Raw genomic sequence first — 20,954 nt, forward strand, 5'->3', positions numbered from 1 at the left:
GATTCTTGGTAGAAAAGTTGAGCGTTTTAAAATCGTTGCCCTACAGACCAAAACCTAGGCCCGTAAATATATCCTTTATCAGGATCAATATTATTATAAATATTTATCGCTTTTTGTAAGTAAAGGCACCATGCAAAAATAAATAAAATGGCTATTAAAGCTTTTAAGTATTTATTTATGGTAAGGCTTTGGTTGTTTTTTTTATTAATTCTTCCAAGTAGCAACCCCCACATGATAAATAAGAGTGTTTGCGAAACCGGCATTACATGCACACCAGAAAATAGTGAGTATGTAATTCCTATAGCAAAAGAATAAAAGAGACTTTCAGTAATGATATCTTTTTTATGACATTTCAAATGTGTTATAGCTTTTTTAAAGGTTGTACAAACAACTGCTAAAATAGATATAAGAGCGATAAGACCCCATTCATTTAAAATTTCAATTAACGAATTATGAGGATGGCTAAAAGGAGCTGAGCTGCCAAGTGACATTTCAAACACTCCAGGACCATTGCCTATAAATAAATGCTTTAAAGATAGGCTTGAAATAGTATTAAACCATAAATCAATACGGCCCGAGGTGGACGTGCGTAGTATTTCGGCCCCTCCTTTATTTAACGAATCTAGAGCATAAAAAGTAATACAACTTAAAACAAAGCAAGCTAATCCGATAAGTACTTGTTTTTTTAATGTAGTTTTTAAAGCAAGAGCAAAAATGGAGAAAGCTAAAAATGAGAGTAAAGCCCCACGAGCTTGCCCAATAAATATAAGTAATAAGTTTAAAAACAAAATAGTAAATACAACACGCTGAATGCTTTTAAACTTTAGGAGTAGCACCAAAAATGGAAGAACAAACACCTGTACTTGATTAAAAAAGCGAATGTTAATAAATCCAGAGTAAATTATGTATGGATTTAAAGGTTGTTGCTCAGAAAGTGTAAACATAATATTGAGTAGGCATATTAGGATTAAGCTTGTATGAGTTATCAATAATGCATAAATAATAAATAAAACAGATTTTTTATTATCTATAGTACTTACGTAATACATAGTTAAAATAAGTAAGCTTATATGAAACGTGTACAGCAGACTAAAGCCTTGTTCCATACTCACCAATGCAGATAAGCAACCACAAAAGATAAAAATTGAATATGAAGCTGTATTTTTCTTGTCTAGTGTCAGCTTAAAAGTAGGCTCTTTATTACTTAAAAAAGCTGTAAGCATTAGAAGGCTTGTGAAAAGTAACAACGCTATTTGAATTATGCGTTGGTGATTATGGTAATCGTAGGAAAATATGGGCATTAAAGGTATTAGCGTACACAAAAAAAACAAGCTGATGAGTGATGGTTTTATTATATTCATGAATGCTAATTCTTACGCACTAAAAAAGCGCCAAACTAGGCGCTTTTAGTAATCAAAAAATGATTAAGATTGTGGGCAGCTTTTAGGTGCTAGATCTTTATTTGTTGCAGCAATACCACTGGTTGCACATGTCCAAGTACCTTCAGTGCTTCTAGTCCAAGTCAAAACAGCAGTTGAGATTTGTGTTGGTGCATTTGCTATAGTACAAACAATCGTCGTAGCTGTTGTAGTAATAGCACAGTTTTTAGTTGATGCACTTAAACCTATATCAGTAACATTAGGTGCAGTTGCAAGTCCATTGTTTTTTGCTATTTCAAAACCTGTTCTGCCTGCTGATATTTCAGCTAAGCCAGCAGTTAATTTAGACGTTGCTTGGTAGTTTGAGTAAGCAGGCAATGCGATTGCAGCAAGAATACCGATGATTGCTACTACAATCATTAATTCAATTAGGGTGAAACCCTGTTGTTTTTGAGTCATTGTTTTCATGTTTCCTCTCCTAAAGGATAGATTTTTGTAACTTAAATCACTTAAGCGGCAAATGCCTCACTTAATTTAATCGATTTACTTTACATTTTTACTTAAGATTAATTTTATTGCACTCTAGCTTTAGGGCATGAAACACAAAAGCCGTATGTGAATTCATTGTGTTTAGTACTAACTATAAAAGTTTACTAAGATCACTACACGTTGTAGCAACAAATAGTATAGGCATAAAGTAAGTAGTTTAGCTTCTTTAGTTTTTAATTCTGTATTTAAAAATTAAAGAGTGACTAAAGGCTCTAGTTATTTATGACTAACGTTTAAAATAAAATAGTACAACATAACGATTATACCATTTTATTTTAGTACTTAGCACGTATCTTCTTTTAAAAAAGCGACATTGTTTAACAAAATGTTACAGGGTAAGCCTTTTGGGTTATTTAATGCTTTTCCACTTCATTTGTCAACTAATCAGCGGTATTAATCGGCGTTTTTTGTTTTAAAATTGTTCAAAACGCATCGATAAATCGATTGATTGTAAGTTTTTTGTTAACGCCCCGCTTGATATAAAATCGACGCCCGCTTGTGAATAAGTTTTGAGCGTTTCTAGGGTCATGTTGCCCGAAACTTCTAATTTTGCACGTTTGTTGGTTAAAATTACAGCTTGCTTAATTTGCTCTATGCTAAAGTTGTCTAGCATAATTATGTCGGCGCCAGCCTCAATAGCTTGTTTAAGTTCTGGGAGTGATTCTACTTCTACTTCGACAGGTTTGTTTGGGTGATTTTGTTTAGCTTGAGCAACGGCTTTGTTTATTGTGCCACAAGCCGCTATGTGATTTTCTTTAATTAAAAAAGCATCAAATAAACCAATACGATGATTTCCCCCCCCGCCACATTTTACTGCGTATTTTTGAAGAGCGCGCAGACCTGGAATTGTTTTACGTGTGTCGAGTAGTTGCGTAGTTGTACCACTTAACTCTTTTACGTAATGCGCTGTAGTAGTTGCAGTGCCTGATAAAGTTTGTACAAAGTTAAGTGCAGTTCGTTCGGCAGTTAATATTGAACGAGCTGAGCCAATAGCGGTAAATAATGTGCTGTTTGCTTTAACTGCGTCGCCGTCGTTTATTAGTACATTAACCTTAACGCTTGGGTCTACTTGTTTGAATACTTCAATGATGATGTCTTTCCCGCAAAAAATGCAGTCTTCGCGAGTGATTACTTTTGCATTGGCTTGCTCGCTCTGAGGGATAAGCTGCGCGGTAATATCGCCTTCTTGCGCGGTTTGGTAATTTAAATCTTCGTCAAGTGCAAGAGTAACAAGTTGAGTAATGAGGGAGTGCGAAATAGACATAGGATGCTCATAAGCGTTAATAAATTAAGCAAATTTTACTATGTTTACAAAAGAAAGAGAAGCGATGCCTTTTCGCCAATGTAAAGGTAAGCGCGTGAAGTAAATTCGTACCTACGTATGGGTTTGAATTATCCATAGGTGAGGTTTTATACCTCGTTTTTAATTTCAAAAGTTACGTTACATGAGCGGATGTAAATTCGCACCTACGTGTGGGTTTGAATTATTTGTAGGTGAGGTTTTATACCTCGCTTGTTACTATCATTTTTTTTACAAATCCTTTAGCATCAACGATATGTATATCTTGATATTTGTATAATAAACGTATCATGAAAATAGATTTAAACGGTGTTTTAAGTACGGTAGCGCAGCGGCCTTGTTCGCATTTTGATGAACGCCCTGATGAGGCTGATATTTCTTTGTTGGTTATTCACAATATATCTTTGCCAGCCGGGCAGTTTGGTACACCTTTCGTTGATGAGTTATTTATGGGTAGCATCGACTGCAATGCTCATCCGAGTTTTAGTGACTTAAAGAATTTACGTGTATCGGCCCATTGCTTTGTAAAGCGCACCGGTGAGGTTATACAATATGTGCCTTTTGAAAAGCGTGCTTGGCATGCAGGCCAATCTGAGTTTGAGGGGGTACCTGCTTGTAATAACTTTAGCATTGGCATTGAGCTTGAAGGTACCGACAGCACGCCATATTCTTTAGCACAGTACAAAACATTAACTATTATTAGTAAATCTATAATGCAACGCTACCCAAAAATAACCTCTTCGCGTATTGTGGGGCATTGCGATATTGCCCCTGGGCGTAAAACAGATCCTGGCAGTAGCTTTAATTGGCCATTGTTTTTTAATATGCTTGAACAACTAAGTTAAGAGAATTATTCCCATGATTTTAGTTTCTATAATAATTGCATTAATACTAGAGCGATTAGGCGCCCGGTCTAATTACTGGCAGATAAGTTATTACGCAAATGGTTATTTAAATCGCTCTAATAAATTACTTGGTGATAAGGGCTTATTTAGCTCAGCACCGGGCTTTTTAATTTGGCTTTTGCTTCCGGTGATTGCGATGGCACTAATTTATTGTTTATCTGATTTTGTTTTGTGGCAGTTGGGCATTAATATCGCGGTGCTTTTAGTGTGCTTTGGTTGTGCTAAGCAGCGTGCTTTATATAAGTCGTACTTAAATGCCCTAACGCGAGATGACGGTACTGCTGCATCTTTATATGCGTTGCAAATAGGTCAAAAGCGTACTGATGATCAAGATGGTGGCGAAACCTTTGGGCAAACATTGGCATGGGTAAACTTTAGATTTTACTGCGGGGTTATTTTTTGGTTTGTTGTTTTAGGCGCGCCAGGCGCGGTTTTATATGCACTGGTACGTACTTTAGCTGACTTAGTACGAGAAGATCATAAAGTAATATTTGCTAAGCGTTTTAAACTTATACATAAACTATTGTTTTGGCTCGACTGGTTACCTGCACGTATTACCAGCTTTGGTTATTTAGTAATAGGTAACTTTAATAAAGGCACGAGCTGTTGGCTACGTTACGTACTTAACTTTAAATCTCCAAACCGAGAAGTAGTAACATGTACTGCACTTGCTGCAGAGCAAGTTGAAAAGCGTTATTACGGCTGTACCTACGAAGCCACTTGTATGATTAAGCTTGTTAAGCGCAATGTATTATTTTACTTAGTACTTATAGCACTACTTACATTATTTGGTGGACTATCGTAGTCGCGATTTTACATCGCGCATTGTGTTTTTCGGTTGGGAGATTAGTTGCCAAATGTCGCGGGGTAAACCCGTTGCTACGATATTGCGTAGTCGCGATTTTATATCGCGTATTGTGTTTTTCGGTTGGGAGATTAGTTGCCAAATATCGCGGGGTAAACCCGTTGCTACGAGTTTAGATAAATACTATCCCAATATGGGTAGTCTGCAATATTTTCTATTAAATTTGCACGCAAAGGGTTTGCGACTATGTATCTAGCACAGCTATTTAAGTCTTCGGTATTTCTTATTAAGTGATCATAAAACCCTTTTTGCCAAAGCTTTTGTCTGCCAAATTGTCTATACACCGTGGCTGAGCGTCCTTTGAAGCTTCTAATTACCTCACTTAATGTTGCGCTATCGGATAATTGTAATAACCAATGAATATGGTTTGGCATTATCACGAAAGTATTTGATTTAATCAGTTGCTCTCTTTCTAATTCCCTCATTTCATTGATAATAGCTCTATTAATTATTAAGGTTGTGAATAGGTTGTTTCGCTCATGACAAACCAGTGTAATAGCGTAATAGTGATTTGCTTTTGATACTCTTCCCTTTCGTAATAAATATGAACGATGCATAACATACCCGTATTTTAGCAATCACAGACCCACGAATTTAAAGCATATGCAATTTTTATAAATTTGCGTAGTCGCGATTTTACATCGCGCATTGTGTTTTACGTTTAGGTAATTACTTGCACAATAGTCGCGGGTAAATCCGCTGCTACGATATTGCGTAGTCGCGATTTTACATCGCGCATTGCGTTTTACGTTTAGGTAATTGCTTGCACAATAGTCGCGGGATAAACCCGCTGCTACGATATTGCGTAGTCGCGATTTTATATCCCACATATGTTTTTCGGTTGGAAGATTTTTTGCATAATAGTCGCGGGGTAAACTCGCTGCTACGATATTGCGTGGTCGCGATTTTATATCGCGCATTGTGTTTTATGTTTAGTTGATTGATCGTGTGTAAATTGCAGCTATTTCTTTGGTACTTTTATCCTGTTATTAATTTCTTTAATAAATTCAACTAGAGTTAACACTCTATTTTTCTGGTCAGACCAATTGTTTTCATCCTATTAACGTTATAACAATTTTTGTAAATTGCGCATTGTTTAATCTTCGTTCAAAATGCGTTACGCTACTTTAATTGCTCAAGTTACCTGTAAATTGACAGCTAATAAGGTTTTTGATACCGTATTGAAAATTTTTGGTATGACCAATTTACCTTTTGGGTAAATCATACTACTCAAAGCCCCGCTTTATGGGCTCTTGGTATTTATACAACGCGGACGTTGATTCATGTCTTTAAAGATCAAAGCAGCAAAGTTATCTGATGTTATTTTACAGCAACTCGAGAACATGATTCTTGAAGGCTCGTTAGCACCAGGTGAAAAGTTGCCACCAGAGCGTGAACTAGCAAAGCAATTTGAAGTGTCTCGCCCGTCACTGCGTGAGGCAATTCAAAAATTAGAAGCGAAAGGTTTAGTTACGCGTCGCCAGGGTGGCGGCACGTTTGTAAAAAATCAGCTCGAAGAAGGGCTTACTGATCCACTTTTTGATTTGATTAGTAAACACCCTGAGTCGCAGTTTGATTTACTTGAATTTCGTCATGCATTAGAAGGGATTGCTGCTTACTACGCAGCACTGCGCGGGACCAGCAACGATTTTAGCAAAGTGAAAGAAAGCTTTGATAAAATTGCCCTAGTTAATGATGATTTACAGCAAAAAGCAAAAGCAATTAATGCATTTCACTTTAGCGTGGCAGAAGCTTCGCATAATGTGGTGTTACTGCATTTAGTAAGAGGCATGAAAGCGCTGCTTGAGCAAAATGTATTGCAAAATTTAACTGTTTTATTAAAAAAGTCAGATATTAGCAGTCAATTAGCCCAACACAGGCGTTTATTAATGGATGCCGTTATTGACGGTAATCCAGAACAAGCCCGTTTAGCAAGTAATGCGCACTTAGCATTTATCGAAGAAGCACTACTTGAAGCAGGCAAAGAACATTCGCGAATTGAACGTAGTTTAAGACGCACTAAACAAAATTAAGTTAGTACATAACTACTTTGAACACACAAATTAAGTAGCTGTGATATTAAATTAACAATATTCGTATTTTAAACATAAGGAAACCTCCATATGTCTGAAGTCAATAAAATTGACGTAGACGCGCTAGAAACACAAGAGTGGTTACAAGCTCTTGAATCAGTTGTGCGCGAAGAAGGTGTTGAACGAGCTCAGTTTTTACTTGAGCAAGTATTAGAGCAAGCCCGTTTAGACGGCGTTGATATGCCAACGGGTATTACCACGAACTACGTTAATACTATTCCTGTAGATCAAGAACCTGCTTACCCGGGTGATGTAAATCTTGAGCGTCGTATTCGTTCAATTATACGTTGGAACGCGATTATGATCGTTCTACGTGCATCTAAAAAAGATCTCGACTTAGGCGGCCATATGGCGTCTTACCAATCATCTGCTGCATTTTATGAAGTGTGTTTTAACCACTTTTTTAAAGCGCCAAATGATGTAGACGGTGGTGACTTAGTTTATTACCAAGGTCATATTTCTCCTGGTATTTATGCACGTGCATTTGTTGAAGGTCGTTTATCGGCTGCACAACTAGATAACTTCCGCCAAGAAGTTGATGGCGAAGGCTTACCATCGTACCCACACCCTAAGTTAATGCCTGAATTTTGGCAGTTCCCTACGGTATCAATGGGCTTAGGTCCTATTTCGTCTATTTACCAAGCGCGCTTCTTAAAATACTTAGATGGTCGTGGCTTAAAAGATACTAAAAACCAACGTGTATACGCGTTTTTAGGTGACGGTGAAATGGATGAGCCAGAATCACGTGGCGCTATTTCTTTTGCTGCACGTGAAAAACTAGATAACCTTTGTTACTTAGTTAACTGTAACTTACAGCGTTTAGACGGCCCAGTTATGGGTAACGGTAAAATTATTCAAGAGCTAGAAGGCTTGTTTAAAGGCGCTGGCTGGAACGTAATTAAACTAGTGTGGGGCAGCGGTTGGGATATTCTTCTAGCTAAAGACACAACGGGTAAATTACTACAGTTAATGAACGAAACTGTTGATGGCGATTACCAAACATATAAAGCTAAAGATGGCGCGTACGTACGTGAAAATTTCTTTGGTCGTTACCCAGAAACAGCAGCACTTGTTGCTGACATGACAGATGACGAAATTTTCGCGCTTAAGCGTGGTGGTCATGAGTCATCAAAATTATTTGCTGCATTTAAAAAAGCAGAAGACACTAAAGGCCGTCCAACTGTAATTCTTGCTAAAACTGTAAAAGGTTACGGCATGGGTGAAGCAGCTGAAGGTAAAAACATTGCGCACCAAGTGAAAAAAATGGACATGTCGCATGTTGCACATTTACGTTCACGCCTTGGTCTTGATGATTTAGTATCTGAAGAGCAACTTGCAGAACTACCTTATTTAGAGCTTGAAGAAGGTTCACCTGAGTATAAATACCTACATGCTCGTCGTGATTCACTTAAAGGTTATACACCTAAGCGTATACCACGTTTTAGTGAAAAACTTACGTTGCCAGAAGTAGACGCGTTTAAGCCGCTACTTGAAGAACAAAAACGTGATATTTCTACGACTATGGGTTTTGTTCGTGCACTTAATATCTTATTAAAAGACAAAGGCATTGGTAAAAACATCGTACCAATTATTGCCGATGAAGCGCGTACATTTGGTATGGAAGGTTTATTCCGTCAAATCGGTATTTATAACCCGCATGGCCAAAACTATACGCCACAGGATCGTGATATTGTTTCTTACTATAAAGAAACTGTATCAGGGCAAGTGCTTCAAGAAGGTATTAATGAGTTAGGTGCAATGTCGTCATGGGTTGCTGCTGCAACTTCATACAGCACTAACGATTTACCAATGATCCCATTCTACATTTACTACTCTATGTTTGGTTTCCAACGCGTTGGCGACATGGCATGGATGGCGGGCGATCAACAAGCACGTGGTTTCTTATTAGGTGCTACTGCGGGTCGTACAACGCTAAATGGTGAAGGCTTGCAACACGAAGATGGTCACAGTCATATTCTTGCTAATACGGTTCCTAACTGTATTTCATATGACCCAACTTACGCGTTTGAAGTAGCTGTTATTGTACAAGACGGTATTCGTCGTATGTACGGTGATGACCAAGAAAATATTTACTACTACCTAACGCTTATGAACGAAAACTACCATCAGCCAGCTATGCCAGAAGGCGCTGAAGAAGGTATTCGTAAAGGTATTTACAAGCTTGAAAGTTACGAAGGTAAAAAAGCCAACGTACAGCTATTAAGCTCAGGTACTATTATGACTGAAGTACGTAAAGCCGCTACGATTCTAAGCGAAGAGTATGGCATTGCGTCTGACGTGTTCTCTGTAACGTCTTTCAACGAATTAACGCGTGAAGGTCAAGATGTTGAACGTTTCAACATGCTTAATCCTGAAGGCGAGCAAAAAACAGCATTCATCACAAGCGTATTAAACGACTCTGTGACTGTTGCAGCAACGGATTACATGAAAAACTACGCAGAACAAGCGCGTTCATTTATTCCAAGCAGCAACTACAAAGTGTTAGGTACAGATGGTTACGGTCGTTCTGATAGCCGTGAAAACCTACGTCGTCACTTTGAAGTTAACGCGGGCTACGTTGTTGTTGCTACGTTATCTGAACTTGCTAAACGCGGTGAAGTTGAGAAGTCAGTAGTTGTTGAAGCACTTAAAAAGTTCAACATCGACACTAACAAACTTAACCCACTGTACGCATAAGAGGTTTGCAATGAGTATTGAAATTAAAGTACCAGATATTGGTGACGATGAAGTAGAAGTAACCGAAATATTAGTAAGCGTTGGCGACAAAGTAGATGTGGACCAATCATTATTAAATGTTGAAGGCGACAAAGCATCAATGGAAATACCTGCTTCGCAAGCGGGTACAGTGAAAGAGATTAAAGTAAACGTTGGCGACACCGTTACAACTGGCTCTTTAGTATTTTTGTTTGAAGGCGAGAGTGAAAGCACTGGTGAAGAAAAAGCATCAGCCGCTGCTCCAGCTAAATCTGAAGAGGCAGGACCTGCTGCTTCTACAGGTTCTTCAACTAAAGAAGTAACCGTACCAGATATTGGCGATGATGAAGTTGAAGTAACTGAAATCATGGTTGCTGTTGGCGACACCGTTTCAGAAGAGCAATCTATCTTAAACGTTGAAGGCGACAAAGCAGCAATGGAAGTACCCGCTCCATTTGCCGGTATAGTTAAAGAGATTAAAGTCGCCGCTGGCGATACAGTTAAAACAGGCTCATTAGTGTTTGTTTTTGAAGTAGCAGGAAGTGAATCTGCAGCACCGGCTAAAGAGTCGGCTCCTGTAGAAGCGCCAGCAGCTAGCTCAACAGCAAACGCAGCACCAAGTACTAAAGAAGTTAATGTACCTGATATTGGTGGCGATGAAGTTGAAGTAACTGAAATTATGGTTGCAGTTGGCGATACGGTTGAAGAAGATCAATCAATCTTAAACGTAGAAGGCGACAAAGCTGCAATGGAAGTACCAGCTCCATTTGCAGGTACAGTTAAAGAAATTAAAGTAGCCGCTGGCGATAAAGTATCGACAGGCTCATTAATTTTTGTATTTGAAGTTGCAGGCAGCGCGCCAGTAGCAGCACCTGCACCCGCTGAAAAATCAGCACCTGCAGCAGCTGCTAAAACTGAGTCGGCACCGGCTCAAGCGGCACCAGCAAAAGCAAGTAATGAAAGCTTCACAGAAAACAGCGCGTATGCTCATGCATCACCTGTTGTTCGCCGTTTAGCGCGTGAGTTTGGTATTAACCTAGCTAACGTTAAAGGCACTGGTCGCAAAGCCCGTATAGTTAAAGAAGACGTGCAAAACTACGTTAAAAACCTAGTTAAGCAAGTTGAGTCGGGTCAATTATCTGCAGGTAGTAGCGCTGGTGGTAGCGAGCTTGGTCTTATTCCATGGCCTAAAGTTGATTTTGCTAAATTTGGCGAAATTGAAGAGCAAAAGCTGTCTCGTATTCAAAAGCTATCAGGCAAAAATTTACACCGTAACTGGGTGCAAATCCCACATGTTACACAGTTTGACGAAGCTGATATCACAAGCCTTGAAGTATTCCGTAAAGAGCAAAATGTGCTTAGCGAGAAGAAAAAGCTGGGTGTTAAAATTACGCCACTTGTGTTTGTAATGAAAGCAGCTGCAAAAGCACTTGCTGAATTTCCAAAATTCAACTCATCGCTTTCTGCAGACGGCGAAAGCTTAATTCTTAAAAAGTACATTAACATTGGTGTTGCAGTTGATACGCCAAACGGTTTAGTTGTACCAGTGTTTAAAGATGTTGATAAAAAAGGCATTATTGAACTATCACGCGAATTAATGGAAGTATCTGTTAAAGCACGTGACGGGAAGCTTACATCGTCTGATATGCAAGGTGGTTGTTTTACTATTTCTAGCCTTGGCGGTATTGGCGGTACGGCATTTACGCCGATTGTTAATGCACCAGAAGTGGCTATTTTAGGTGTGTCTAAATCTGAAATGAAACCTAAATGGAATGGCAAAGAGTTTGAACCAAAACTAATGGTTCCGCTGTCTATGTCATACGACCATAGGGTTATTGACGGAGCCTTAGCTGCACGCTTTACGGTGACTCTTGCAAGTTACATGAGCGATATTCGCCAATTGGTGATGTAATCGTTAGATAATAAATAGAATCAAATCCCAGCCAGTTGTTTTTAGCTGGGATTTTTACCATTTGCAATGATACAATCTTTGTACGAATTGCATCACTTTGTGCGCTGCTCACTCTTTCTGCCTTGCAGAAACATGGCAGTTAAATTTTAGGGCAGTGTCCCGTTCAAACAATTAAGGTAAAAGCATGAGCAACGAATTAAAAACTCAAGTTGTTGTACTAGGCGGTGGTCCTGGTGGTTATTCTGCGGCTTTCCGTGCTGCTGACTTGGGCTTAGAAGTTACATTGGTAGAATCTCGCGAAACATTAGGCGGCGTATGTCTTAATGTTGGTTGTATTCCTTCTAAAGCACTTTTACACGTAGCTAAAGTGATTGATGATGCAGCTGAAATGTCATCTCATGGTGTTACTTTTGGCGCACCAAAGATCGATCTTGACCAAGTTCGTACTTGGAAAGATTCTGTAGTTGGCCAGTTAACTGGTGGACTAGAGGGCATGGCTAAAATGCGTAAAGTGAAAGTTGTATCTGGTTACGGCAAATTCACTGGCAGCAATACTTTAGTAGTTGAAGGCGAAAAAGACTCTACAACTATCACGTTTGATAACGCGATTATTGCAGCAGGTTCTAAACCAGTTAACTTACCTTTCATCCCACAAGATGACCGTGTAATTGATTCAACTGGTGCGCTAGAGCTTAAAGACGTACCAGAAAAACTACTTGTACTTGGTGGTGGTATTATCGGTCTTGAAATGGGTACGGTTTACCGTGCACTAGGTTCTGCAATTGATGTTGTAGAATTTGCTGACCAATTAGTTCCTGCAGCTGATAAAGACATTATCAAAATTTACCAAAAATACGTAAGCAAAAAATTCAACGTAATGCTTTCAACTAAAGTTGTTGGCGTTGAAGCTAAAAAAGATGGCTTATACGTAACGTTTGAAGGTAAAAACGCACCAGCAGAACCTGTACGTTACGACAAAGTGCTTGTTGCAGTTGGCCGTACTCCAAACGGTAACTTACTTGATGCTGAAAAAGCGGGCGTAAACGTTGATGAGCGTGGCTTTATTAATGTTGATAAGCAATTACGTACTAACGTAAGCCATATTTTTGCAATTGGTGACTTAGTTGGCCAGCCTATGCTTGCGCATAAAGCGGTTCATGAAGGTCATGTTGCTGCAGAAGTTATTTCTGGTCAGAAGCATTTCTTCGACCCTAAATGTATTCCTTCGATTGCGTATACTGACCCAGAAATCGCTTGGGTAGGTGTTACTGAGAAAGAAGCAAAAGAGCAAGGCCTAAAAATTGAAACTGCGGTATTCCCGTGGGCAGCTTCTGGTCGTGCTATTGCATCATCTCGTACTGAAGGTTCTACTAAACTTATCTTTGATAAAGAAAGTGGCCGTATAATCGGTGGTGCTATGATCGGTATTAACGCGGGCGAAATGCTTGGCGAAATCGGTTTAGGTATTGAAATGGGTGCTGATGGTGAAGACTTAGCGCTTACTATTCATGCTCACCCTACATTGAATGAATCAATCGGCCTTGCAGCTGAAATTTTTGAAGGTTCGATCACTGACTTGCCAAACAAAAAAGCAGTTAAAAAGAAGTAATTTAACTTTTTAGCATTTGTTTGAAAAACCCAACTTCGGTTGGGTTTTTTATGTCTGGTTTTTAATTTAAGAGATGTTGAATTAATTCAATGATACCAATCTGCTTATATATGGGGTCTATTTAACGTTAAGAAAATTACGCTAGAACTAGGCAAAAGTTTTTGTATCTAGTTGTTTTAAATAAAAAATTTTTAACGACGTTATAGTGCAATTTAATTCGTTAAATTGATCAAAGATTTATGCAGGTTGGTATGACTATAAATATAAGATTAAATAGCGATAAGTCGTTACAATGCGCGCTTAATTAATTGAAGGTAAATACAGTGAAAAACTCAGTTTTAGCATTACGCGCTCAACAAATAAGTGAATCCCGTCGAGAGTTTAATGCTCGAGGCGGTAAATTAGATCGCTGTGAGCAATGCTTAATAGCTAAGCACTACTGTATTTGTAAAGGTGTTGAGCATGCAGATTGTAAAGCAGCTGTGTGCTTATTAATGTATCACAATGAAAGTTTTAAACCTTCTAATACTGGGCGCTTAATTGCTGAAATAGTGCCAGATAACCACGCATTTAGATGGGATAGAACAGACCCTAACCCCGCTCTTTTAGCTTTGATAAGCGATTCACAATATCAGCCAATGGTAGTATTCCCTGCTGAAGATGTAGAAGAGGGCAGGGCCATTACCGAAATAAGTATTGAAGAGGGTAAAAAACCGCTATTTATATTTTTAGATGGTACCTGGCGTGAAGCTAAAAAAATGATTCGCAAAAGCCCATACTTAGATAACTTGCCTGTACTTTCTGTTACTGCTGATAAACTATCTGATTACCGATTACGTGTTGCCCCTCATGCGCATCAACTAGGCACTGCTGAAGTGGCTATTATGGTGCTAGCGCTTGCGGGAGAAATGGATGCATCTTCTAAATTAGAACAGCATTTTATTAAGTTTCGTGATGCGTATTTGCTTGGTAAGCGCAATAAAGGCCGACCGCTAGAAGAGTAGTTTTACGCAGTTAAGCGAAAGCTTGCTGCTCTTTTAAGTGAGCAAGTGCTTTATTTTGAATTGCTCTGAAGCCTTCTTCAGATGTTAATTGTAAAACCGTATTATATAATTGGCTTACGCTATTGTGAGCCTGAATAAACGAGGTGCAGTCCTCACCAATCATATCCTTAGCCTCTTCGACTCGCTTTAAAAAGTAACAGCTAATATCGGTTTTTCCCTTAAAGTGAGTAGTCGCAATAGCGTTTGCTATTCTATTAAGCTGATAACTAAATTCATCAGGTCGAGAACCCTCACCCCATTTACTAATAAAAATATCGCTTTCTAACTGGATAATTACGTTAAGTATGTTTTTAAACTCACTCATTGGCATATTTAAAAAGTTATAACCTTTGGGGCTAAATAAAGCTTTATACGGATTTTTGTTGGGAGTTTGGGCACCAAAAACACCAATTGGTTTTGCTGTACTTGCGTCTGATACTTTACATAAAAAGGTATTGCTTTGCGGCGTTTTAAAATTCATATCCATTGAGTATTTATGATCCTTGCGTTACTTAGTTATCGGCGCAATTAATGAAAAACTTAGCGAAATTTAAAATATTAATAAAGTATTTGAAGGTGTTGATATTGATTAGCTGGGATGCAGTATTACCCTGCAAAAGTTAGTGGTAGTTGCTTAGAGCTTTACTAAACCCAAATTTTAGGTAAAGAAAAGCGCGCTCTATCTCTAGGCGCGCTTGCGGAATCTTCTAATTTTCTGCATCCTGCAATTGAACTTAATCAACTCCAATTTTTACTAATCCATGTTTATTACTATATTACTTTTTAGTTCTATGTAATGTAGACCATCCGGGCCTGTATCCTTAAATTCCTAAACATCCTGTAGGGTAAATACTATTACCAAATCCTTAATTACACTTCCTAGTGTATCCCTATTTTAACCAATCCATTGTGTTGCCTTAAAGGCCTGTCCATTTATTCCTTAAACATCCTGTTAAACAACTTAGCCGTGTTGTTATCCTTTTCGCATCTTCCTGACGCTGTCCTTTTTACAACATTGCGTTGTGATACTCATCCTGAGCCTGTCCTAAAATCCGTGTTGTCCTGGTAACCTAATCATTGGTTGGTTGAGTAAGCAGTCCATTTCCTTTTACTCAATAAGCGTCATTGCTTGGTTGATGCGTAAATTATAGTGCAATAGAGCAACTAAAATAGGGATAAAACTACATTCAATTAGTATTTACGCAATAGTAATAATGTAAAAGTTAAATTAATACAGGTGCTTAGGTTGTTTTTGTGTGTTTTTTATCTTGATTTTTACTCATTAGCTGTCACATCCGTGAGACATCTCTTACACTGCATTTCCTTTTTGGGCGTTATTTACATATTTACATTTATTTAAAGTGTGCACTTTTTGAATGAGCGCGGTAGAATTCGATGATAATAACAATTATTTAGGTGAAATAATGAAGACAGTATTTACACTTGTTTTAGGGTTAGCAGCATCGGCACCAGCCTTTGCAAGTGACGTTGTTAATATATATTCTTTTCGTCAGCCGTTTTTGATTCAGCCAATTTTAGACGATTTTACAAAACAAACGGGAATAAAAACCAATGTTGTTTTTGCTAAAAAAGGGTTAATTGAGCGTGTTAAACGTGAAGGTAAACATAGTAAAGCCGATTTAGTATTAACCTCTAATTTTAGTGCGCTTATTCAATTAGAAGATTTAAAATTAACACAAACTATAAAAAGTGACAGTGTAAATAATAACGTGCCTGCAGCTTTTCGTGACGGTGATGGCCAATGGGTCGCGCTTACTAAGCGAGTGCGTAATGTGTATTCATCAAAAGAGCGAGTTGGTGAGTTACCTAAGCTCACTTATGAAGATTTAGCAGATCCTAAATACAAAGGACAAATTTGTACGCGCTCTGGCAAACATCCATATAACTTAGGTTTAGTGGCTTCTATGATTGCACACCATGGTGAAGCGCAAACCAAAGAGTGGCTTGAAGGTGTTAAGGCTAATTTAGCACGTAAACCTCAAGGTAACGATCGTGCTCAAGTTAAAGCCGTTAAAGAAGGTTTATGTAACTTGGCATTAGGTAATAGCTACTACCTTGGTAAAATGCTAGAAGATAAAGAACAAAAAGGTTGGGCAGAGGCCGTAAATATTAACTTTCCGAATCAAACTAATCGTGGCTCACACATAAATGTATCGGGTGCGGTTATTACCAAATATGCTAAAAACCCTGAAAATGCATTAAAGCTCATAGAATATATGACCGACAGCAAAGCACAAAACATGTATGCCTCATTAAATATGGAGTATCCAGTTAAGTCGGGTGTTGAACTATCAAGTTTGGTTGCCTCTTGGGGGAGTTTTAAAGAAGACAGCTTGCCACTTGATGAGATTAGTAAATATCGTCCGTTAGCACTTAAGCTAATTGATGAGGTGAAGTTCGATCTTTAATGACTAATAAATTTAAGCTGTCTAAATGGCAGCTCTTTGCGTGGTCGACTGGCTTAATTCTATCGGCCCCGTTGTTTTTTCTTCTTTTTGAATCTCTACAAGGTAGCTCTGAGGTGTTTTCTCACCTGTGGGATACCGTGCTTTGGGATTACATAACCAATACCGTATTGCTTGTTTTAGGTGTTTGCGTCCTTAGCTGCGCCATAGCTTTGCCACTTGGGTGGCTAACGGCTTACTGTAGTTTCCCGGGTAAAAAACAGTTTGAATGGGCACTTATGCTGCCCCTTGCTATGCCCACCTATATTATTGCCTATGTATACACTGATTTATTAGATTATGCGGGCCCGGTGCAAATAGCGCTGAGAGAATGGTTTGGCTGGCAATCGCCTAATGACTATTGGTTTTTTGATATACGTACATTACCCGGGGCCATCGTTATGATTGCCTTGGTGCTTTATCCGTATTTATTTTTGATTTTTAAAACGGCTCTTCGCGAGCAGTCATTCAAATTAGTACAAGCTAGCCAGTTAATGGGATTATCTCCTTGGCAAAGTTTCTTTAAAGTAAGCTTAGTACTCTCTCGTGGGGCTATTGTGGCGGCTCTTGCGCTTATAAGTATGGAAACCATGGCTGACTTTGCAACAGTGAGTTATTTTGCCGTAAGTACATTAACGACTGCCGTATACGATACGTGGTTTGGTTATTACTCACTTACAGCGGCAGCTAAAATATCGGGTGTGATGTTATTACTGTTATTTTTAGCATTAATGGCAGAGCGCTTTAGTCGTCGTAACCAAGCGGTATTTGAGCGCCAATCAAGTGTAAATAGTGAATCTCTCTATGTATTAAAAGGAAAGTCAGCTTGGCTCGCAACGGCATTTTGCAGCTTTATTTTATTTATCGCGTTTGTAATCCCTATTGCAGTACTTATAAATTACGCCATTACCTACTTTGATAAAGCATGGAATGTAGAGTTTTTTAGTTACGCTTGGCAAAGTTTAAAAGTGGCTGGGGTTGTGAGCCTAATAACGATTACGTTGAGTATTTTTGTCGTTTTTTATCAGCGTGTGGCAAAGCAAACGTATCCGCTTATTCCTGGGCGTTTAGCAAGCACAGGATATGCGTTGCCTGGCACAGTACTCGCTATTGCGGTTTTGTTACCACTTACATTATTAGAGAACACCATTAACACAGCGCTCGAGCCGTATAATTTAGATATTGGCTTACTGCTTACAGGTAGCATTCTTACTATTATTATTGCTTATATTGTTAGGTTTTACGCCATTGCACACGGAGCAATTGAGTCGAGTTTTTTACGTATTAGCCCATCACTTGATATGGCAAGCCAATCAATGGGTAAAAGCCAAGGACAAACACTGCGTTTAGTGCACCTACCTTTACTGCGAAGAGGATTGCTTACTGCTGCGTTATTGGTATTTATTGAGTGCATGAAAGAACTGCCGGCTGCGCTATTGCTCAGACCGTTTAATTTTGAAAGCTTAGCTACTCATGTATTTCAGTATGTGAGTGACGAGCAGTTAGAGCTTGCTTCAATATCGGCATTATTTATTGTTATTGTTGGGTTTATTCCTTTGTATTTTATTAATCGTTCTATGGAGCAGCGTAGTTAAATGAGTAGTTTAATTTTACAAGGCGTGAGCTATCACTATAACGGTACAAAGGTTATCCACAATTTAGATTTAACGGTGGGTAAAGATGAAATTGTTTGCCTACTCGGAGCGAGTGGGTGCGGCAAAACGACCACGTTAAAAGCGATTGCAGGTTTAATTGAAGCTAAGCAAGGGTCTATTTTTATAGACGGTAAATTAGTGAGTGATGAGCAATCGTTTGTCTCGCCTGAGCACCGTAACATCGGCATGATGTTTCAAGATTATGCGTTGTTTCCGCATTTAACGGTGGCAAATAATATTGCATTTGGGCTTAGTAAAATGAGTAAAGCTCAAAAGCAGCAACGCGTTGATGAAATGCTTAAGCTGGTACATTTAATTGGCTGTGCCGACAGGTTCCCGCATCAGTTATCGGGTGGTCAACAACAACGCGTAGCTATTGCTCGTGCATTAGCTTATAAGCCTAGTTTATTGCTACTTGATGAACCTTTTTCAAATATCGACACACAAGTACGCTTTGAATTAATTGCCGATATACGTCGAATTATTAAGGCAACTCAAGTATCTGCTGTATTTGTTACACACTCAAAAGAAGAGGCGTTTGCCTTTTCAGATACACTTGCCATTATGCATCGCGGTAAAATTGAGCAACAAGGCACGCCTGAGCAGCTTTTTGCAGCGCCATGTTCAAAGGAGGTTGCAGAATTTCTGGGTCAAGGCATATACTTGAACGCAGAAGTGTTAACAGCAACTGAATACAGAACACCATTTGGTTTAGTCGAGTCCTATGTTGAAAATAAGCATAGCGTAAGCGTAGGGCTTATATATGTGCGCCCTCATCAAATAGAATTAGTGGTAGATAACCAGAGTGACAAGTTCAGCAAGCGAGCTACAATCATAAGTCGTCGCTTTATTGGTTCTGCGTATGTTTATTCGGTTGTTATTGATGAACAAGAAATTGAAGTTGCTGCACAATATGGCCAGTCATTTGAAAATGATGAGCAGGTTATAATAAAAATAAAACCTCACACGGTGAATTTTTTCGAATCGTAATTAATTTGTTATTCGCTGTGTTTTTATCTGTAAAATTAAGGAATAACAATGGCGCAAGCGCAATCAGGGATTTGTGCTGAAGCAAACTTACACGGTTTGCACTTATTTTTTAATGTGTTTGATGGTCAAGATGAATCACTTCGCGCAAAGTTAAAACAAGTAAGCGCTATTGAAGAAGAGTTTAGCGATCAATTTTCAGAATCAATGCTCTCTTGTATGGTTGCTATTGGCGCCCAGTATTGGCCGCATATTCTCCCAGAGTTCATTCCTAGTGAATTACAGAGCTTTCCTAATATAAACCACAGCGATCACCAAATGAGCGTACAACCGTGCGATTTATTTGTGCAAATTCGCTCTGACCGTGAAGACGTTAACCATTTATTTGCGCTGCAAATTTTAAAACTATTTGCCCCCGATGTTGAGCTGGTAGAGCAAATTCGTAACTTTCGCTTTTTAGATGGTCGTGATTTTAATGGTTTTATTTATGGTGGCGACACCGCGCATGGAAGAAAAAAACGCGCTACGGCTTTAATTAGTAACCCTGGTAATTTTGAAGATCAGGGGAGTTATATTCATGTACAACGTTATAAGCATGACTTAACTATGTGGCAGCACTTATCATTGAGTGAGCAAGAACAAATAATGGGGCGTACGCGCCTTGATAACACACTAATTACCCCCGCGATCGAAACCAGCCATGCTTCGCGAAGTGAGCTAAAAGACGAAGACGGGCAACCGCTACTATTAAATCAGAGCATGCCTTATGGCGATGTGTATGAGCAGGGAATGTTATCAATTACATGCGCTTGTACGGGCACCGCATTTGAAAAAGTACTTAATAGTCGTTTAGGGGAAGGAGATTGTTACGACCACTGGCTTGATTTTACTCAAGCCGATATGGGTTCTGCTTTTTTTGCACCTTCAGTCGGGTTTTTAAAACAGATTTAGTTTACTAATTTAGTTATTAAACCGTATCAAATAAAATGCGAACACGTTCAAGTGTTACGTCTATTTCAGATATTTTAGCTGGGGCGATAAAAATAGTATCGTCGCCTGCAATTGTGCCTAGTACGCCATCTGCTTTACCTAATGAATCTAATAATCGTGCTATTAATTGTGCTGCACCAGGACTGGTACGAATAATGATCATCATTTCGTTGTGCATAATGTCGATTACTAATTGGCGTAATGGGCTTTTAGCCGTAGGTACACCCATTTCAGCTGGTAAGCAGTAAACCATTTCTTGTTTGGCGTTACGTGTGCGTACAGCACCAAATTTACTTAGCATGCGCGATACTTTACTTTGGCTTATATTGTCAAAGCCTTGATCTTTTAATGCATCAACTATTTCGCCTTGAGAGCCAAAATTTTCTTCTTTTAATAGTGATTTAAATGCTTTTACCAGTGCTTCTTGTTTATCTTGTGGTTGCATAGTCTTTATTCGTTTTTGTTATTTATGCCGCAAATTCTACAC

The 20,954-nt window shown here is 38.8% G+C and carries 17 protein-coding genes; 11 read left to right on the plus strand and 6 right to left on the minus strand.

Going from position 1 to position 20,954, the window contains the following annotated elements; genetic code table 11:
* Positions 1 to 26: 26 nt before the first annotated feature.
* The 3 genes from GQR54_RS02350 to nadC form a co-directional block, all read right to left on the minus strand.
* The gene (locus GQR54_RS02350; RefSeq protein ID WP_240918855.1) at positions 27 to 1,223 is read right to left on the minus strand and encodes an O-antigen ligase family protein; all 1,197 of its coding nucleotides are present in this window, start codon (positions 1,221 to 1,223) and stop codon (positions 27 to 29) included.
* A 201-nt stretch (positions 1,224 to 1,424) separates the two neighbouring features.
* Entirely contained in the window at positions 1,425 to 1,847 is a 423-nt protein-coding gene (locus GQR54_RS02355) for a pilin (protein WP_166376422.1), read from the minus strand.
* Positions 1,848 to 2,340: 493 nt separating this feature from the next.
* Positions 2,341 to 3,192, minus strand: a complete 852-nt coding sequence (gene nadC, locus GQR54_RS02360) for a carboxylating nicotinate-nucleotide diphosphorylase (RefSeq protein WP_166376423.1) — start codon at positions 3,190 to 3,192, stop codon at positions 2,341 to 2,343.
* Positions 3,193 to 3,518: 326 nt separating this feature from the next.
* On the opposite strand from nadC, the gene ampD reads away from it, so the two are divergent.
* Together ampD and ampE are read left to right on the plus strand one after the other, a co-directional pair.
* On the plus strand, positions 3,519 to 4,073 hold the full coding sequence (ampD, locus tag GQR54_RS02365; RefSeq protein ID WP_166376424.1) for a 1,6-anhydro-N-acetylmuramyl-L-alanine amidase AmpD: 555 nt from the start codon (positions 3,519 to 3,521) through the stop codon (positions 4,071 to 4,073).
* Positions 4,074 to 4,086: 13 nt separating this feature from the next.
* Positions 4,087 to 4,938 (plus strand): beta-lactamase regulator AmpE, encoded by an 852-nt coding sequence (gene ampE / locus GQR54_RS02370; protein WP_166376425.1) that lies wholly within the window; start codon positions 4,087 to 4,089, stop codon positions 4,936 to 4,938.
* Between the two features lie 164 nt (positions 4,939 to 5,102).
* On the opposite strand, the gene GQR54_RS02375 is transcribed toward ampE, so the two are convergent.
* On the minus strand, positions 5,103 to 5,555 hold the full coding sequence (locus tag GQR54_RS02375) for a transposase (protein WP_166376426.1): 453 nt from the start codon (positions 5,553 to 5,555) through the stop codon (positions 5,103 to 5,105).
* Positions 5,556 to 6,281: 726 nt separating this feature from the next.
* Between GQR54_RS02375 and pdhR the strand changes: the two genes are divergently transcribed.
* From pdhR to GQR54_RS02400, 5 genes are all read left to right on the plus strand, one after another.
* Entirely contained in the window at positions 6,282 to 7,031 is a 750-nt protein-coding gene (pdhR, locus tag GQR54_RS02380) for a pyruvate dehydrogenase complex transcriptional repressor PdhR (RefSeq protein WP_007586129.1), read from the plus strand.
* Between the two features lie 90 nt (positions 7,032 to 7,121).
* Positions 7,122 to 9,788: a pyruvate dehydrogenase (acetyl-transferring), homodimeric type gene (gene aceE, locus GQR54_RS02385; RefSeq protein ID WP_166376427.1), complete on the plus strand. Its 2,667-nt coding sequence runs from the start codon at positions 7,122 to 7,124 to the stop codon at positions 9,786 to 9,788.
* 10 nt (positions 9,789 to 9,798) lie between these two features.
* Positions 9,799 to 11,718 (plus strand): pyruvate dehydrogenase complex dihydrolipoyllysine-residue acetyltransferase, encoded by a 1,920-nt coding sequence (gene aceF, locus GQR54_RS02390; protein ID WP_166376428.1) that lies wholly within the window; start codon positions 9,799 to 9,801, stop codon positions 11,716 to 11,718.
* A gap of 184 nt (positions 11,719 to 11,902) precedes the next feature.
* Positions 11,903 to 13,327 carry a dihydrolipoyl dehydrogenase gene (gene lpdA, locus GQR54_RS02395; RefSeq protein ID WP_007586124.1) on the plus strand — a complete coding sequence of 475 codons (1,425 nt, stop codon included), beginning with the start codon at positions 11,903 to 11,905 and terminating at the stop codon, positions 13,325 to 13,327.
* A gap of 323 nt (positions 13,328 to 13,650) precedes the next feature.
* Positions 13,651 to 14,331, plus strand: a complete 681-nt coding sequence (locus tag GQR54_RS02400) for a tRNA-uridine aminocarboxypropyltransferase (RefSeq protein WP_024590630.1) — start codon at positions 13,651 to 13,653, stop codon at positions 14,329 to 14,331.
* A 10-nt stretch (positions 14,332 to 14,341) separates the two neighbouring features.
* Here GQR54_RS02400 and GQR54_RS02405 read toward each other — a convergent pair whose 3' ends face one another.
* Positions 14,342 to 14,857: a hypothetical protein gene (locus GQR54_RS02405; RefSeq protein WP_166376429.1), complete on the minus strand. Its 516-nt coding sequence runs from the start codon at positions 14,855 to 14,857 to the stop codon at positions 14,342 to 14,344.
* 937 nt (positions 14,858 to 15,794) lie between these two features.
* On the opposite strand from GQR54_RS02405, the gene GQR54_RS02410 reads away from it, so the two are divergent.
* The 4 genes from GQR54_RS02410 to GQR54_RS02425 are packed head-to-tail and all read left to right on the plus strand — an operon-like array spanning position 15,795 to position 20,428.
* On the plus strand, positions 15,795 to 16,799 hold the full coding sequence (locus tag GQR54_RS02410; protein WP_024608318.1) for a Fe(3+) ABC transporter substrate-binding protein: 1,005 nt from the start codon (positions 15,795 to 15,797) through the stop codon (positions 16,797 to 16,799).
* A complete protein-coding gene (locus tag GQR54_RS02415; protein ID WP_165727150.1) occupies positions 16,799 to 18,430 on the plus strand; it encodes an iron ABC transporter permease in 1,632 nt (543 codons plus the stop codon). Before GQR54_RS02410 ends, GQR54_RS02415 begins: the two co-directional genes overlap by 1 nt.
* Positions 18,431 to 19,480: an ABC transporter ATP-binding protein gene (locus GQR54_RS02420; RefSeq protein ID WP_166376430.1), complete on the plus strand. Its 1,050-nt coding sequence runs from the start codon at positions 18,431 to 18,433 to the stop codon at positions 19,478 to 19,480.
* 48 nt (positions 19,481 to 19,528) lie between these two features.
* Entirely contained in the window at positions 19,529 to 20,428 is a 900-nt protein-coding gene (locus GQR54_RS02425; protein ID WP_166376431.1) for a Dyp-type peroxidase, read from the plus strand.
* Between the two features lie 16 nt (positions 20,429 to 20,444).
* Here the strand turns inward: GQR54_RS02425 and argR are convergent, their stop codons facing one another.
* Positions 20,445 to 20,912: a transcriptional regulator ArgR gene (gene argR / locus GQR54_RS02430; RefSeq protein WP_002957753.1), complete on the minus strand. Its 468-nt coding sequence runs from the start codon at positions 20,910 to 20,912 to the stop codon at positions 20,445 to 20,447.
* Between the last annotated feature and the right edge of the window lie 42 nt (positions 20,913 to 20,954).

Source organism: Pseudoalteromonas sp. Z9A4 (genome assembly GCF_011378845.1).
In the GTDB taxonomy this organism is placed as follows: Bacteria; Pseudomonadota; Gammaproteobacteria; order Enterobacterales; family Alteromonadaceae; genus Pseudoalteromonas; species Pseudoalteromonas arctica.